The following is a 17,222-nucleotide window of genomic DNA, read 5'->3' on the forward strand; positions in this document are numbered from 1 at the left end:
AGCATTATGATATTAGATTCAAAAATACCAGACGGACCGTTAGCTGAAAAGTGGACGAAACACAAGTTCAACCTTAAGCTGGTAAACCCTGCAAACAAAAGAAAATACAACATCATTGTTGTAGGTACAGGACTTGCAGGTTCTTCTGCTGCTGCCTCATTAGCAGAATTGGGTTACAATGTTCAGGCATTCTGCTTCCAGGATAGTCCGCGCCGTGCGCACTCAATCGCAGCACAAGGCGGTATCAACGCAGCAAAAAATTATCCAAACGATGGTGACTCCGTTTACCGTCTTTTCTATGATACAGTTAAAGGTGGTGACTACCGCGCACGTGAAGCCAACGTTCACCGTTTAGCGGAAGTCTCTGTAAATATTATTAACCAGTGCGTGGCGCAAGGTGTTCCTTTTGCACGTGAATATGGCGGATTGTTAGACAACCGTTCATTCGGTGGTTCTCAGGTATCCCGTACTTTCTACGCACGTGGCCAGACCGGACAGCAATTATTACTTGGTGCGTATAGCGCATTGAGCCGCCAGATCCATACAGGCAAAGTAAAAATGCACACGCGTGAAGAAATGCTTGACCTTGTAATGATCGACGGACAGGCAAAAGGTATTGTAACGCGTAACCTGGAAACAGGTAAGATCGAAACACATGCAGCACATGCGGTACTGCTTTGTACAGGCGGTTACGGTAACGTATTCTTCTTATCTACCAACGCACAGGGTTCAAACGTAACAGCAGCATGGAGAGCACACAAGCATGGTGCGTTGTTTGCTAACCCTTGCTTTACGCAGATTCACCCAACATGCATACCGGTTTCAGGAGATCACCAGTCTAAACTGACGTTGATGTCTGAATCTCTACGTAACGATGGTCGTGTATGGGTTCCCAAAGCTAAAGGTGATAACCGTAAAGCCAGTGAAATTCCTGAAGACGAAAGAGATTACTTCCTTGAAAGAAAATATCCTTCATTCGGTAACCTGGTGCCCCGCGACGTGGCATCACGTAACGCGAAAGAACAGTGCGATGCCGGCAAAGGCGTTGGTACCAGCGGTTTAGCCGTTTACCTGGATTTTGCTGATGCAATCAGCCGTTTAGGTGAAGATACAGTACGTGCCCGATATGGTAACTTATTTGACATGTATGCACAGATTACCGGTGAGAATCCATACAAAGAACCAATGCGCATTTACCCTGCAGTACACTATACAATGGGTGGCCTTTGGGTGGATTACAACTTAATGACTACCATTCCTGGTTTATATGCTTTAGGTGAAGCAAACTTCTCTGATCACGGTGCAAACCGTTTGGGAGCATCTGCATTGATGCAAGGTTTAGCAGATGGTTACTTCGTAATTCCAAACACAGTTGGTGATTACCTGGCAACGATCGGTCCGAAACCGGTAGATCCTAAGCACCCTGCTTTTGCTGAAGCAAAAGCAAAAGTGGAAGAGCAGACAAAGAAATTATTAGCTATTAAAGGTACCAAAACAGTTGCTGAATATCACCGTGAATTAGGGCACATCATGTGGGAATACTGTGGTATGGCCCGTAACGATGCAGGCTTGAGAAAAGCACAAAGCTTGATTCAGGCATTGCGTGCTGACTTCTGGAAGAACGTAAACGTTACCGGTACAAACGAAGAACTAAACCAACAGCTTGAGCGTGCAGGCCGTGTAGCGGACTTCCTGGAACTGGGTGAATTGATGGTAGTAGATGCATTGAACCGTACCGAATCTTGCGGTGGTCATTTCCGTGAAGAGTCTCAGACTGAAGAAGGCGAAGCTTTACGTAACGATAATGACTTCTGTTATGTAGCTGCGTGGGAATACAAAGGCGATAACCAGCCGGAAGTATTACACAAAGAAGTATTGAAATTTGAAAGTGTTAAATTAACTCAAAGAAGTTATAAGTAATATGTCAGGTCACATGAATTTAACGTTAAAGGTTTGGCGTCAGAAAGATGCGAAATCTAAAGGCAAGCTTGAAACATACGAAGCAAAAGATGTCTCTCCGGATATGTCTTTTCTTGAAATGATTGATGTTGTGAACGAAGGCCTGATTAAGAAAGGTGTTGAACCAATCGCTTTTGATCACGATTGCCGCGAAGGTATCTGCGGAGCCTGCAGCATGTACATCAACGGACATGCACACGGACCGAAAAAAGGTATTACAACGTGTCAGCTGCATATGCGTAGCTTCAAAGATGGTGAAACAATTACAATCGAACCATGGAGAGCAAAAGCATTCCCGGTTATTAAAGATTTAGTTGTAGATCGTTCTGCGTTTGACCGTATCATACAGGCGGGTGGTTACGTTTCAGTAAACACTGGTGTAACCATTGATGCCAATGCGATAGCAATTCCGAAAGAGCATGCAGACAATGCTATGGATGCTGCAACGTGTATTGGTTGCGGTGCCTGCGTAGCTGCTTGTAAGAATGCTTCTGCTACCCTGTTCCTGTCTGCAAAAGTTTCTCAGTTAGCGTTATTGCCGCAAGGCCATCCTGAAAGAGCTGCTCGTGTTGAAGCAATGATCGACCAGATGGAAGCTGAAGGATTTGGTAACTGTACAAATACGGAAGCATGTTCTGCTGAATGTCCGAAAGAGATTGGTCAGGAACACATTGCACGTATGAACAGAGAGTTCTTCGCTGCTAAGCTAGGATCAAGCAATACAAAATAGTTCCTTTGCGGATTATAATGATACAGAAAGTCACGCCGTATGGCGTGACTTTTATTTTTCTATCTCTCCATACAACGTCGATCGCTGTATTTAACTCGTCTTTTCACAACTCTTCCCTATTTTTTACCTGTCCACTGGTTGTTCACTTTATTCATGCAGGTGGAAAAATAACAAACCTTTCATCACCCAAAACCTACCGTTAACTAAATACAACAATACAATGGTAGTTATTGTAGTAATTTTGCCTGTAAAATTTGCATCAATACAACATTTATGAAGCTTATGAATTCTATTTTTAAACTATCAGTTCTGGCATACTTGTTCAGCTTCTTATCTCTTTCAAGCCATGGTCAGGAAGTCAGCACATTTGCAGGATTAGGCAATGATGCCGATGGCCCTGCTGAGCAGGCTAGTTTTTCAGCACCCAATGATGTAGTCTTAGACGCTGAAGGGAATCTGTACGTCGCTGACTGGGCCAATCATAAAATCAGGAAAATTACTCCCCAAGGTATGGTCAGTACTCTGGCTGGCAATGGTACCCAGGGCTATCTCGATGCAACAGGTGCTGATGCCATGTTCAATAGCCCTAAGGGATTAGCAATAGACAAAGACGGGAATTTATTTGTAGCTGAATATGGTGGCCGGAAAATACGAAAAGTAACGCCTCAGGGAGTGGTGACAACAATAGCAAGCAGCCCACCGGTTGGTCCGCAAATATTTTATAACCCTACAGACCTGGTTGTAGATAATTCGGGAAATATATACGTAACAAACATGTCTGTTGTGACTAAAACTACTCCGGATGGACAGACCAGTATATTTGCAGGTGCCGGCTATGGTTTTCAGGATGGACCAGGTAATACAGCTAAGTTCAAAGATCTTACAGGTATAACCTTGGGTACCGATGGTAATCTATATGTAGCAGATAATGGCAATCATAGAATCCGGAAGATCACGTTTCAAGGTGAAGTGAGCACTTTTACAGGTTCTGTTTCCGGTTCCCAAAATGGCGATTTAAGTATTGCTACATTTAGCAGACCCTATGGTATAACTACTGATAAAGATGGTAATATGTATGTGAGCGAAGAAAACAATATTGTTATTCGTAAAATTTCATCAACCGGACAAGTAAGCAAATACGCAGGTGTAGTTGGTAGCTTTGGCTGGGCAGATGGTCCAGCCGACCAGGTTGGTTTTAACTATCCTCATGGTCTGACGGTAGATAATTCCGGTAATGTAATTGTAGCTGACCAGGGTAATAATAAAATACGCAAAATTTCCCCGCAAGGAATAGTAAGTACTGTGGCTGGCGTAGTTGAAGTTCATTACGCAGCTGAAGTAGACGGAACTGGTACATTGGCCAGATTCAGGAATCCTGCGGGTACGGCAGTTGACGGCTTGGGTAATGTATATATAGCAGATGAAACTAGAGTCCGTAAAATTACTCCTGAAGGTACAGTAACAACATTGGCTGGCAATCCATATATCGGCACTCAAGATGGAACAGGAGCTAATGCACGGTTTTATGAAGCAAGCGGCATTACTGTCAATGCTGCAGGCAATGTGTTTGTTGCCGATTTGAAAAATCATAATATCCGAAAAATCACGCCTGCAGGAGTAGTAACCACTATTGCAGGCTCTTCAGGCACTTCCGGCTATGCCGATGGTAATGGCCTGAATGCAAGGTTTAATAATCCTTCAGCTTTGGTTTTAGATGCTTCAGGTAATTTGTATGTTACCGATCAAATGAATTATTGCATTCGTAAGATTACGCCCAATGGAGATGTTACAACATTTGCCGGAACGAACATATCCGGATATCAGGATGGAAATGGAATAGATGCCCGTTTTAGTGCATGTACCGGTATCACTATTGATAAAGCAGGAAATCTTTATGTGGTTTCTGGTAACAGAATACGAAAAATTACTCCGCAGGCGGAAGTCAGTACCTTTGCAGGGGCTGGCTCCCAAGGCTCAGCCAATGGTGTGGGAACGAAAGCTACTTTTTATTCTCCTTATGGCATCTGCATAGATGCATCCGGTAATCTATATGTATCGCAGATAGAAGGCGATAATAATTTAATACGAAAAATTACTCCGCAGGCCGTAGTTACAACGCTGGCAGGAACAGGTCTGGCTGGTTCTGCAAATGGGCCTGGCGCCACAGCAAGTTTCAATTACCCTGCTGGAATTGCAGTAGATAAAGACTATAACATTTATATAGCCGATCAATACAATTATAAAATTCGTAAAATTACTCTGCACAATGAAATTAAAGTACTGCACGATAACAACGAATTGATATCCGGATCGTCTGAAGTAGATTTTGGAACGGTAGAAGTTGGCAAATTCAATGTATTTTCATTCAGTATAGAGAATGCAGTTAGAGCATTAAAGCCAGTAACACTATTAGGAGATCCAACCATTACAGTAAGCAGCAATGATTTTATTATAGAACAGGCCAGCAACAGCACTCTTGTTGAAGCTGGTACCCCTGCTACATTTACCATAACATTTAAACCAGGTACCGTCGGTGATAAAACTGCCACAGTTACTATCGTAAACGACGACTTGGATGAAGGTAATTATACTTTCGAAATCGTAGGAGTTGCCTCCGCTCCTACTGTCACAACGGGTATTACAGACTCTAAGTCATCTTCGGTCATTTGTTATCCTAATCCCGCAAGCAGCCAGGTAACCTTAAACATTGCTGAGGATATGATGCTAGAAATATATACCTCAACAGGTATTAAACTGATAACACAACAAATGGTCAAAGGAGAAAACCTTGTGAACATTGAAAATCTTCCTGCAGGTTTATATTTTTTCTATATGCCATCTATTGATCAAATCATAAAGGTTATAAAAGATTAAATACAGCTTTAGTGAATTTGAAAAAGGTCCCGATCCTGGTCCCGATAGCTATTTGCATCGGGATCTTTTTTTTGTGCTGCTTTGATCCGACAAAATATTATTAAATTAGATAGATAATATGATGTTCCTCTGAAACAATCGGTTTATGGATCAATATCCAAGAAATTATCTTTACAGAAGAATAGTTCAATCCAAACTATTTATAGATGCACATTATGCGGATGCTATTGATATTGATAATATTTCAAATGAAGCGTATTTTTCGAAATTCCATTTCATACGTCTCTTCAAGGAAATCTATGAAAAGACTCCGCATCAATATCTCATCGCTGTGCGTATAAACCATGCTATTACATTTTTAAAGCAGGGATTCTCCGTTTCAGAAGTATGTTCATCCGTAGGCTTTGAAAGCCTTACTTCATTCAGTACACTATTCAAACGAACCGTTGGTGTCTCCCCTTCCAACTTTGTATTACAGGAACAACTAAGAAAAAAACAGGTAGCCGATAAACCATTGTTATATATTCCCGGTTGTTTTGCGTTAAAACATGAGTGGACAAAAGATAGCAATTTTGAAGAAGGATCTTTTGAATCATTAACCGACCTTTGAGCCATCACAAACCATTAAAGAGAAAATTATGATCAAGAGATTAACACACATGTGCGTATATGTACTAAACCAGGAAAGTGCATTCGACTTTTATGTAAATAAACTTGGTTTTAAAGTGCATACAGATGCGCCCATGGGACCCGACAATCGTTGGCTCACCGTCACTCCAGCCGAACAACCTGAACTCGAAATAACCTTGTTCCTTGTAAAAGAAGGCCCCATGTTTACCAAAGAAACCGCTCAAATGATGACGAAGCTTATCAAGAACGGCACATTCGGTCCGGGGGTATTTGAATGCTCGGATATTTATGCTACATATGAAGAATTAAAAAGCAAAGGTGTTGAATTTAAAAAAGCTCCTAAAGAAGAGTTTTATGGAATTGAAGCGTTGTTCAGAGATGATTCAGGAAATTGGTTTTCATTGGGACAAAAAAAGAAAGCATAATGATGAAATCAATTTTTGACACTGTAACAAGAGATGAATTGATTCAACGCATTCATACCATCCATGCAGATACGAAGACACTATGGGGCAAAATGAATGCCTTCCAGATGGCCCGGCATTGCACGTATTGGAATGAAATGATCTTGGGCAGACTCTCTGTGAAACGCATGTTCCTCGGTCGCTTATTCGGTAAAATAGCACTCAAAGGGGTGTTAAAAAACGATGCTCCATTAACTAAAAACACACCTACCAGTCCGGAATTAATCATTACTGAAAAAAGCGGTAATTTCGAACTACAAAAAAAAGAATGGATCGATACAATTAAAGAATATGAACATCTTACTACTATAGATCTTATTCACCCATTCTTCGGAACAATGACCAAAGAACAAATCGGTTGGTTTGTGTACAAACATACCGATCATCATTTAAGACAGTTTGGTGCTTGAATCATTCTTTTACATACCAAGGCTTGTGCAGTACGAACCTTGGTTTTTAAATTATTTGCAGATCAATACAACATATGTTTATACATAAAGGAAATACAAGAACACTAACACATAATTTAAGAGTCGCTTCTTTATTATCTTTTGTGGCTGGCGTTGTAAATGTGGCAGGCTTTTTAGCCGTTCAAAAACTAACTACAAATGTAACAGGTCATTTCGCGTTCTTTGTAGATGAAATTTTTAAGCTCAATTTCTGGGAGGGATTAAATTACTTTTTATATATTTTATTTTTCTTCTTAGGTTCATTTTGCTCTAATCTTTTGATTGAAATCATTTCCAGAATAAATGACAAATGGACCTATAAAATTCCGGTTATTATTGAGAGTATAATTTTGATTTCAGTTGCCCTATCCGGTAACATCTTAATCATAAAAGCACCAAACATATTAGCTTATGCTTTGCTGTTCGCTATGGGTCTGCAAAACTCACTGGTTACAACCATTTCGAATGCAACCGTGCGTACAACACATTTGACAGGTTTGTTCACGGATCTGGGGATTGAATTATCCCAACTTCTTTTTTATAAATTAAAAGAACAGCGAAAAAAGCTCTATTCATCCATAAAGCTTCGTATGACCATTATTAGCTTTTTCTTCTTAGGCGGTCTTTCCGGTGGAATTTTTTATTCGTCCGTTCACCTGTATGTTTTAACAGGCTCGGCTTTCCTTCTTTTGACAGGACTTATTTATGACGAAATCATTAATAAAATCATTACACTAAAAAAACAATCTTTACCGGATGTTGAAATACAAAACGGCAAGGATAAATTGAAAACACAATAAAATATATTTCATTTATGGGATGGAAAACTTCATTGATTATCATTTCAAGACCGCCACAAATAAACGATCAGGAACTTTTAAAAGCACTTGACATCAAAGGTGCTTCTAAGCAAACAGATGTTTCGTTTGAAGATACGATTGGCTTATATACAAATAAAGTCTGCATTGGAAACTACAATGGTTATCTGATTATTTATGAATGGGCTATTCCGGAAACGGTTATCCAGAAAAATGAAACGGCAATAGAAAAAAAACTAATCGCCCAATTCCCCAACAGCGAAATTTGCTTTCTGGTATTAATCAGTACTCTTAATTTCTGGGGATACAAGATCGTTGATAATGGAAAAGTGATCCGTCATCGGGCCGGCGACGGACAAGGAAACGGCACATACACAGACTTTGGTGATCCACTGGAAGAAGAGAAAGATTTACTTGCTAAATCAACGGTTGACAATGCTGGAGTTCGTACATATAGATTCGATAGTGATCCGGATGAAATTTTTACGGAAGACCAGGTTGGAGAAGAGTTCGTCTTTAACATTTGTAAAAAATATTTAGGTGCGCCGCTGGATCAGGCAGATGAATTTCTGAATAAAATCAGATTTGCTTGTTATCAGAAAAAATCGTGGTGGAAATTCTGGAAATAAAATTTTCATTTTTTACTCTAATAATAAACCTATGAAACCAAACATATACTTCCTCTTACTCACCTTGCTCCTTGCCGGATGCCGTACAGGTAATTCAGATGATGATATAGAAAGGATAGACACATTGGTTTCCCGCAACTGCCGCATAGAATATCCGGTATATAAAAATGGTGCTAAATTTTTATACGAAGGACATTCCATACCAAACGAATTTGAATACAACTCTGCCCAACGTAAATTAGCCATTTGTCTGTGTGAAGAGTATCTGGCTCATCCTAATGATACGCTTAAAATGGAAATTCTGAATCTATATGAAGTCCTGACTCATTATCCTTTCGGAGAGCATGATAGAGATATTCCTGCAACAGTTGAATTTGATTCAATTGTTTCCCAACGAAACAGAATCTTTGATCCGACAATCGTTATTGATTAACATAAACATGATCCGGTAATTTCCACTTATACCTGTTTTATACATATTTGCATTAAGTTCATGCAAATACAAAATATATGTTTCTTTACTCTAAAATTATCTTTATCATTACCTATAAAAATATTTATACTTTATGGAACATATTTTAAAAATGCTTCAACCTGTTACAGGTAAAAACCTGAACATTGTCATCAATGATAATGAAACAAACCTCTATATTTTTAACTGGCCTGAACTATCTGAAAAACACAATGCTTTAGTCGTTCAAATGAAAGGTATGTCGGAAGAGCAGATGGGAGAGTTTCTAAGTCACAATTCCAGTGACCTGATGGCTATATATGATTATTTTATGGATGATGACTGTATTGATAAAGTAGAAAACAATGAATGGCTGCCGATCGGTGTTCTGGGTTTATCTTATCCGGTAAATAATTTTGCAGATATGGGTCATGCAGGACTCCTGCTGCTGGATCTGAGTGCCGATGAAGAAAATCCTCCTGTAATCCATTTCCGGGATTCAGAAGAAGATGTTATTGCTGAAAGTTTCCGTGATCTGCAAATCAACACAAACGATTAAACTTAATTGAATTAATATTGGTACGTACAAAAATGCATGTACCAATATTTTTTTATTTCATAAGTATATAGTACAAATAATTTAAATGCAGAATTATTTTTTCAACTACAGAACATAAAAGATACAACATGTATGTTTAGAGAAAAAAATTAATTTTTTTTATTAAATCATCACAAACCTCTGCAGGCCATATACCACGCTACATACCGAATAATCGAAATCAATAATCTTATCGAAAAATAAACACTTCTTCAATATTTGGAATAACCCGCGTAATATTTCCTCCGTTATTTTCGATGTGATGTTTGAAATCACGCACATTACTAACTAACCCTAAACTATTATTTGTATGAAAAATGTTTTACGCAATTCAATGTTACTGACTTTTTTAATGATCGTTTCTCAATTTGCTTCTGCACAAATTACATACGGTCCAAGAATCGGTCTCAATTTCCCTACTGTTGCCGGAGTGAACAACAATGCAGGTTTTAAAACAGGTATCCATATTGGTGGATATGCTAATTTTGCTCTGAGCGAATCTATTTCTTTCCAGCCTGAGTTGTTGTATTCCATGAAAGGATGCTCTTACATCAATGGCGGCGGTGGTTTATCATTAAGCTACCTTGACATTCCGTTGCTTTTCAACTTCGGTCAGAAGTTCCATTTCCAGGCAGGGGTTCAACCGTCTCTTTTATTGTCTGCTAAAAACCAAAATGGCAGCGGCGGTTCTAAAACAGATGTAAAAAGCAGTGTAAATGGTTTTGACATCGCTCCGGTATTAGGCCTTGGTTATAAGTTTGACGGCGGCTTCAACTTTGGTGTTAGATTATCTTATGGTATTCCAGACATCATCAAAAATAACCCGGGAAATTCTCAGCACAACTTCAACACACAGCTGACATTCGGTTATTCATTCGGCGGAAAATAATCCGGATGATACTTTAAACAAAAGCCTGGTGTTATAAACACCAGGCTTTTTTATTTTTATATAATACTGAACGTTATTATTGAACGCAGAGGCAGAAATAACTTCTTATTTATATATTTGCCTGCAAGGGACGCAAACGAGATAAATTCTCCCGAATTTATTTTCTGAACATAAAACCAAGCTATACGATGTTAGAAAACTTACCTGCATACATTCCCCTCATTTTCGGCTTAACAAGCATTGTAACACTCTTGCTATTTGTTTGGGCTGTTAAAAAATCGCCAGCCCAGGCTACACGGCAAAAAGCAATAAGCATCATGGCAGGCCTCACATTCTGGTTAATGATTCAGGCTGCATTAACACTTAAAAATATTTACAACGCTGACTTCAATTCTTTCCCTCCAAAGTTTTTATTATTCGGAATCTGGCCTATCCTGCTTCTTATCATCCTGTTGTTTGTGACTCAAAAGGGCAGACAGTTTATCGATAGCTTGCCTCTGTCTAACCTTACCTACCTGCATGTTATACGCATCCCTGTTGAACTTGTCCTGTTCTGGTTGTTTCTGCATAAAACAATTCCTGAACTTATGACCTTTGAAGGACGGAACTTTGATATTCTTGCAGGCATCACAGCACCAATCATTGCGTATCTTGGTTCCACACAAAAGAAAATCAGCAGAAAAACCTTGCTGATATGGAATTTTATTTGCCTTATCCTATTGATAAACATTGTTGTAAACGCATTCTTATCAGTACCATCTCCAGTGCAGCAATTCGCTTTCGACCAGCCGAATATTGCGATTTTATATTTCCCATTCAGCTGGCTGCCGACATTTGTAGTACCTGTAGTTTTATTTGCACACCTGGCATCTATCCGGCAATTATTGAAAAAAAATTAACGATATTGTCATACGCACACCGTCAGTTATTTCAAGCTCACCATACAACCGTTCATTAACTGAATTATAACAACATGTTATTACAATCCGAAAAAAGAAATCTCTGGATCATCGTAAGTATTACTGTTTTGAATGCAATTGGCATGACCATTGTTCTTCCGCTCTTTCCCTTCCTGCTGGAAATATATGTACCAAAATCAAGTATTGCAGTTACCATGAGTATATTGGTATCTGTTTTTGCTGTCTGCACCTTTATTGCTGCACCGGTCTTTGGAGCGCTTAGTGACCGGTATGGGCGCAAACCGGTGCTGCTTTTCAGTTTACTTGGCTCTGCAACAGGATATTTATTGCTTGGCATTGGTGGTGCGCTCTGGGTTCTTTTTCTTGGAAGAATCATCGACGGACTTACAGCAGGAAATCAAAGTGCCTTGTTTGCTTATATTACCGACAGTACAGAACCACATGAAAGAGGACAATGGTTTGGATACCTCGGCGGTGCCATCGGGCTTGGCTTCATGATCGGGCCAGCCATTGGCGGCTTCCTCGGTTCCTTTTCCGTTACCCTTCCATTTTTTGTTACAGCCGGTATTACCCTTTTATCTATGCTCTGCATTTCTGTCCTCTTACCGGAATCACTGTCGGTAGAAAAGCGCAGCACACATCTTACACTCAGCAGCTTTAATACATTCTTTCATTTCAAGGAAATTTTTTCTTTGAAAGAAGCCAGAAGCTTATTGATCATGGGGGCCTTCTTTTATGTTGGCTTGAATATATGGCAATTCAATGCAAGCATCTTTTTGAAAGATGTCTTCCTATGGGGGCCCTCATTCATTGGCAGTATATTTGTACTTGTTGGCATATGTGACATTTTATCGCGTGTGATTGTATTGCCGCAGATGCTGAAGCGATGGAGCGAGCAAACGGTAAGCATTGTTGGTTTGTGCGGCCTTATCCTGGGACTTGGACTGATCTTCCTGAGTGCATATATACAATCCATATTCCTTATTGTTGCAGCAGTAGCCAGCATAGTATTGGGCGAAGGTTTGTTTGATCCTTCCTACAATGCACGTCTTTCTTTGTCTGTTGATGAAAGCAAACAAGGCCTGCTTCAGGGTACGAATCAAAGCCTGCAGGCTTTATATCATGTGATTGTTCCGTTGGGAGCTGCGGCCATTTACAGCTTCAATCCGGGAGCTGTCTTTGGCGTCGCTGCAGCATTCATGTTTTTCGGACTGTTGCTGTTTATGAGATTAAAAAGGGAAAAAGTGTAAAGTCATTTGCAATTTACATCGCCCTGTTCTCCTCCTTAGAAGAATGGAGTTGCGTTCCTTTAACAAGCAGTGATATGAAATAAATAATTTACAATTCATCAACTCAACATGCAACGTTATTCAAGCAGAAGCGGTAAACCATCAGGTGTAATGGGGTTTGAGATTGGCAATAATTTTATTACAGTACAGTTCACCAATCTTAAAACATATACCTATACTTATCGAAGCGCGGGTATGTCAACGGTAGAAACCATGAAGACCCTAGCGCTCGCCCAGCAAGGCTTGAGTACATTCATTTCGCAGCATGCTCCGAAATTTGAAAATTCCTGATTACAAAAATACCATAATTATTAATGAAACAGATAATACTTGACCTTGCCGTAACACTCGACGGTTTTATTGAAGGACCGAATGGTGAAATTGATTGGTGCATCATGGATGATGACATGAATTTAAATGGCTTCCTTTCTGGCATTGATACCATCTTTTATGGCCGGGTAAGTTATGACAGCTGGGGAAATTTCCAACCGGATGCAGCTGCGGACGCTGCTGAAAAAACATTCTGGAACAACATTCATTCAAAGAAAAAATTCGTTTTTTCAAATCAGAATAGAAATGATGCAATAGCAATCTTTATTCATGGTGACATCGCTTCGCAGGTAGCCGAGATAAAACAGCAGTCCGGAAAAGATATATGGCTATATGGCGGCGCAAGCCTCATCAAAACATTCATACAATTGAACCTGATTGATGTATACAGAATTTCTGTACACCCGATCGCATTAGGCAAAGGCAAACCACTGTTTGAAGACCTGAAAGAACGTCTTAATCTGAAACTGATCCAAACAAATATATTCCGCTCAGGCGTAGTACAGCTTATCTATCACCCATTGTAAATCGATCAAGACTAATTATTTTTATCTCTGCCCAACATCATCTATTCCAAAGGAGATAATTGCATTTATAAAAGATGAAGTTATGCGGATTAAAGAAAACTGTAATTTAAAAATTGATAACCTCCTACCAGCAAAGAAATGAATAACAACATGTATCCTTGTTTGTGGTTTGATACGCAGGCCAAAGCGGCAGCAGACTATTATTGTTCCATTTTCAAAAATTCAAAGATCACTTCAGAAAACCCGGTCGTTGTGAACTTTGAATTGAATGGCAATAAATTTATCGCACTCAATGGCGGACCTGCCTATAAATTCTCTCCGGCTACTTCTTTTGTAATTGAATGCGATACGCAGGAAGAAATCGATTACTACTGGGAAAAGCTGGGTAAGGACGGGCGCTATGACAGATGCGGCTGGCTGGATGATAAATACGGTATCACCTGGCAGGTGATTCCTTCTGTTCTGCCTAAGCTTATGTCCGACCCACAACGCTCACAGCGAGTTGTTGACGCATTTATGAAAATGTCAAAATTCGATATTCAAACCTTACTGGATGCATAAGTGCGTTCTGCTGCAATTTAAAATTGATGTTCTCATGTAATCCATGAATTATATGGGAACGTTTCATTCCACCGCAATTATATGTATTTTTACAAACGCAAAAATACATCCCTTTGAAATACAAGATTCCAACTACTACCCTGCCTGTACAGGAAATCGTTACACAGGTTACCGAACACTTTAAAGATAATACCACACTCATTGTAAAAGCTCCGCCGGGTGCAGGAAAAAGCACCTTGCTGCCGCTGACTTTTTTAAATGAAGTGTGGCTTGAAAATAAAAAGATTATTGTACTGGAGCCCCGAAGGCTGGCAGCAAAGACCATTGCAACACGCATGAGTCAGCTGCTGGGAGAACAGGTGGGAGAAACAATCGGTTACCGCATTCGATTTGAGACCAAGGTGAGCGACAAAACACGTATCGAAGTAGTAACGGAAGGCATCCTAACCCGCATGCTTCAAACTGATAATTCATTGAAAGATGTTGCACTCGTAATTTTTGATGAATTCCATGAACGCAGCATTCACGCTGATGTAGCACTGGCCTTATGTAGAGAAGCACAACAGACCAAACGGAATGACCTACGGTTGCTTATCATGTCTGCAACCATGGACCTGCCGGAACTTTCTTCCAAACTTAAAGCCCGCATCATTGAGAGTGCCGGCCGCCAATACCCTGTTGCCATTCATTACATGGGTGAAACAGATCTGCATCTGTTGCCCGAGCTTACCGCACGTACAGTAAAAAAGGCCAGCAAAGAAAACAAAGGTGATATACTGGTGTTCCTGCCAGGTCAGTCTGAAATCAATGCCTGCAAAGATCTGCTTACCAACCAGCTTGCCAATACTGTTATCCACACACTATACGGACAGCTTCCTTTCGCACAGCAACAAGCGGCACTTCTTCCAGACAAAGATGGTAAACGCAAAGTTGTGCTTGCCACATCCATTGCAGAAACCAGTTTGACTATAGAAGGTGTTACCACAGTTGTAGATTCAGGTTTTGGTAAGCGTTCAAAGTTTGATCCGCAATCCGGATTATCCAGGCTGGAAACGGTCACCATATCTGTTGATGCTGCCGACCAGCGTGCAGGCCGCGCCGGACGATTATCCGCAGGCACCTGCTACCGCATGTGGTCTGAAGCACAACACCAGAAATTACACAAACACCATCAACCCGAAATTGAAACAAGCGATCTTTCATCATTAGTATTGGAGATGGCGATCTGGGGCATTCCCAATGTATACAATATGGTATGGCTCACACCGCCGCCCAAATCACATGTAAAGCAGGCCCGCGAAACCCTGCATTACATTGATGCACTGGAGCGGAACAAAGTTACGCCACATGGTAAAAAAATCCATCAGCTTCCATGCAATCCACGTATTGCGCACATGTTGCTGATGGCAGAGCAACTCGGTCAGGATGCGCTGGCAACAGATATCGCGGCCGTTATTGAAGAAAAAGATCCGCTCACGATCAAGGAGGCCGGCGTTGATATCAATGAACGTATCGAAGCGCTGCGCCGCTTTAGAAGGAACTCCGGTAAAGGCAGAGCTTTCGGCATGATCGACCGGGTTGCACAATCCTACCGTGACCTTATGGAAATTGATGCAGACAACGGCAGCTTCGATCCGTACATGAGCGGTTTGTTGCTGGCCTATGCTTACCCCGAACGGGTAGCCTTTGCACGACCAGGCAATCAATCACAATTTCAGCTTGCAAACGGAACGTATGCGCAATTCAGTCATAAAGACTCGCTTGCCAATGAAGCATGGGTCTCTGTCGCACATATTGATGCACGCGAAGGCACCGGAAAAATATTCATGGCTTCACCACTAAATCCAAAAGATTTAAAAGGCATGGTAAAAAATGCCGTATCCGTTCACTGGGATCTGATTACTAATGAACTCATCGTTCATACAGAACTGCGCATCGGACAGATCGTACTAAAATCTGTGCCCGTAGATGATCCAAGCGACGAACTGCGTGCCAAAGCCTTGTGTGATGCGGTAAAGAAAGACGGACGCAGTTTATTAAACTTCACACCTGAATTTAAACAATGGCAGGCTGCTACATTTGAAGCACAGCAACAGCACCCTTTGTCAAAATTTCCCGATGTAGATACAGACTCTTTATTGCTTTCCTGCGAAGAATGGCTGACACCATTGGCAAATGAAATCGAAGAAAAAGACGATTTGAAAAAACTCAATCTGCTTGAAATTATTTCTGCAAGAATTCCGAAGGAGTTGCTGAAGCTTATCTGAATCAGGATTTACAGGATTTGAGGATGACCAGGATTTCCACTATTATCGTTCTATTCATTATTCATAACAACAATTAAATTCTGAATTGTATGTATAAATTTATTCAAAGATCATCATGTATTACGGTCTTACTGCTCTTCTGCACTTTCCTTTCAAACGCGCAGGAGGCGACAACCTTGCTACTGGAAGGAACAATAGGTAAAGTCCGCATTGTGATGGAAATTTCTTTAAATGAGTCAGGTGTCTGGGGAAAGTACTATTATAAAAAACATAAAAAAACCATTGAGCTCGAAGGGAAATATCTTTCCGATAAAAGCATTGAACTCGTATATGAACACTGGGGCACCAAAGAAGTATTCAAACTAAAAGATATCGGCAACGAAAATACCATTATATATACTGGTACCTGGCAACAAAGCATTGAAACGGAAAAAGGTACTACGGTTTCAGCTCCTTCAGCTGTTAAGTTAACCATGGCCGACGTTTTAAAGATTCCGGCACAAAATACTTATGTAAAACACGTTAATATTTCTGAATACAACTACAGCAGACTTGCCGACATCAAACTCGTGCAGGACTCTGTTCAGAAAATAAACGCTGAATTTTCTGTTACCTGGCTGCGCGATACAATCACCAGCTTCGCCTTTATCCGCATCAACAAAAACGCTGCAGTAAAAGGAATTGACTCTCTTAATTATTTTCTGGAAGCGCTTCAATTCTCTGAAATTATGTCCTACCTGGATTGTAACGGCAGCGAATACACCAGCGGTATGAATGGTGTATACATACGCGGGCACGTGATGAGCTTTTCCATATTCAACAGTTATGAATGTGGGG

At 40.4% G+C, this 17,222-nt stretch carries 18 protein-coding genes; all 18 read left to right on the top strand.

Translation table 11 applies throughout. The annotated features are described in order from the left end of the window. Positions 1–6 precede the first annotated feature (6 nt). The gene (locus ACTHJT_RS11310) at positions 7–1,920 is read left to right on the top strand and encodes a fumarate reductase/succinate dehydrogenase flavoprotein subunit (RefSeq protein WP_440238205.1); all 1,914 of its coding nucleotides are present in this window, start codon (positions 7–9) and stop codon (positions 1,918–1,920) included. A 13-nt stretch (positions 1,921–1,933) separates the two neighbouring features. Further along, complete coding sequence (locus ACTHJT_RS11315; protein WP_440238207.1) at positions 1,934–2,689, top strand: succinate dehydrogenase/fumarate reductase iron-sulfur subunit; 756 nt, start codon at positions 1,934–1,936, stop codon at positions 2,687–2,689. Between the two features lie 282 nt (positions 2,690–2,971). Next, the gene (locus tag ACTHJT_RS11320) at positions 2,972–5,563 is read left to right on the top strand and encodes a choice-of-anchor D domain-containing protein (protein WP_440238209.1); all 2,592 of its coding nucleotides are present in this window, start codon (positions 2,972–2,974) and stop codon (positions 5,561–5,563) included. Positions 5,564–5,708: 145 nt separating this feature from the next. Then, on the top strand, positions 5,709–6,173 hold the full coding sequence (locus ACTHJT_RS11325; protein ID WP_440238211.1) for a helix-turn-helix transcriptional regulator: 465 nt from the start codon (positions 5,709–5,711) through the stop codon (positions 6,171–6,173). Positions 6,174–6,201: 28 nt separating this feature from the next. Further along, entirely contained in the window at positions 6,202–6,618 is a 417-nt protein-coding gene (locus ACTHJT_RS11330) for a VOC family protein (RefSeq protein ID WP_440238213.1), read from the top strand. Continuing rightward, positions 6,618–7,067 carry a DinB family protein gene (locus ACTHJT_RS11335; RefSeq protein ID WP_440238215.1) on the top strand — a complete coding sequence of 150 codons (450 nt, stop codon included), beginning with the start codon at positions 6,618–6,620 and terminating at the stop codon, positions 7,065–7,067. Before ACTHJT_RS11330 ends, ACTHJT_RS11335 begins: the two co-directional genes overlap by 1 nt. Before the next feature lie 74 nt (positions 7,068–7,141). Then, a complete protein-coding gene (locus ACTHJT_RS11340) occupies positions 7,142–7,906 on the top strand; it encodes a YoaK family protein (protein WP_440238217.1) in 765 nt (254 codons plus the stop codon). 14 nt (positions 7,907–7,920) lie between these two features. Further along, positions 7,921–8,553 (top strand): hypothetical protein, encoded by a 633-nt coding sequence (locus ACTHJT_RS11345; RefSeq protein WP_440238219.1) that lies wholly within the window; start codon positions 7,921–7,923, stop codon positions 8,551–8,553. Positions 8,554–8,584: 31 nt separating this feature from the next. After that, positions 8,585–8,986 (top strand): hypothetical protein, encoded by a 402-nt coding sequence (locus tag ACTHJT_RS11350; protein WP_440238221.1) that lies wholly within the window; start codon positions 8,585–8,587, stop codon positions 8,984–8,986. Between the two features lie 133 nt (positions 8,987–9,119). Further along, positions 9,120–9,563 carry a hypothetical protein gene (locus ACTHJT_RS11355; RefSeq protein WP_440238223.1) on the top strand — a complete coding sequence of 148 codons (444 nt, stop codon included), beginning with the start codon at positions 9,120–9,122 and terminating at the stop codon, positions 9,561–9,563. A gap of 349 nt (positions 9,564–9,912) precedes the next feature. Further along, positions 9,913–10,491 (top strand): porin family protein, encoded by a 579-nt coding sequence (locus tag ACTHJT_RS11360; protein WP_440238225.1) that lies wholly within the window; start codon positions 9,913–9,915, stop codon positions 10,489–10,491. Between the two features lie 188 nt (positions 10,492–10,679). Then, positions 10,680–11,390 (top strand): hypothetical protein, encoded by a 711-nt coding sequence (locus tag ACTHJT_RS11365; protein WP_440238227.1) that lies wholly within the window; start codon positions 10,680–10,682, stop codon positions 11,388–11,390. Positions 11,391–11,464: 74 nt separating this feature from the next. Then, a complete protein-coding gene (locus tag ACTHJT_RS11370) occupies positions 11,465–12,661 on the top strand; it encodes an MFS transporter (RefSeq protein ID WP_440238229.1) in 1,197 nt (398 codons plus the stop codon). Between the two features lie 108 nt (positions 12,662–12,769). Continuing rightward, positions 12,770–12,991, top strand: a complete 222-nt coding sequence (locus tag ACTHJT_RS11375) for a hypothetical protein (protein WP_440238231.1) — start codon at positions 12,770–12,772, stop codon at positions 12,989–12,991. 23 nt (positions 12,992–13,014) lie between these two features. Further along, complete coding sequence (locus ACTHJT_RS11380) at positions 13,015–13,557, top strand: dihydrofolate reductase family protein (RefSeq protein WP_440238233.1); 543 nt, start codon at positions 13,015–13,017, stop codon at positions 13,555–13,557. Positions 13,558–13,695: 138 nt separating this feature from the next. Beyond that, positions 13,696–14,118 carry a VOC family protein gene (locus ACTHJT_RS11385; RefSeq protein ID WP_440238235.1) on the top strand — a complete coding sequence of 141 codons (423 nt, stop codon included), beginning with the start codon at positions 13,696–13,698 and terminating at the stop codon, positions 14,116–14,118. A gap of 113 nt (positions 14,119–14,231) precedes the next feature. Next, positions 14,232–16,385 (top strand): ATP-dependent helicase HrpB, encoded by a 2,154-nt coding sequence (gene hrpB / locus ACTHJT_RS11390; protein ID WP_440238237.1) that lies wholly within the window; start codon positions 14,232–14,234, stop codon positions 16,383–16,385. Positions 16,386–16,474: 89 nt separating this feature from the next. Beyond that, positions 16,475–17,222, top strand: a 748-nt coding sequence (locus ACTHJT_RS11395; RefSeq protein ID WP_440238239.1) for a hypothetical protein, incomplete at its 3' end; no start/stop codon positions are given.

It is taken from the genome of Cytophaga sp. (genome assembly GCF_051961495.1).
Classification (GTDB): Bacteria; Bacteroidota; Bacteroidia; order Cytophagales; family Cytophagaceae; genus Cytophaga.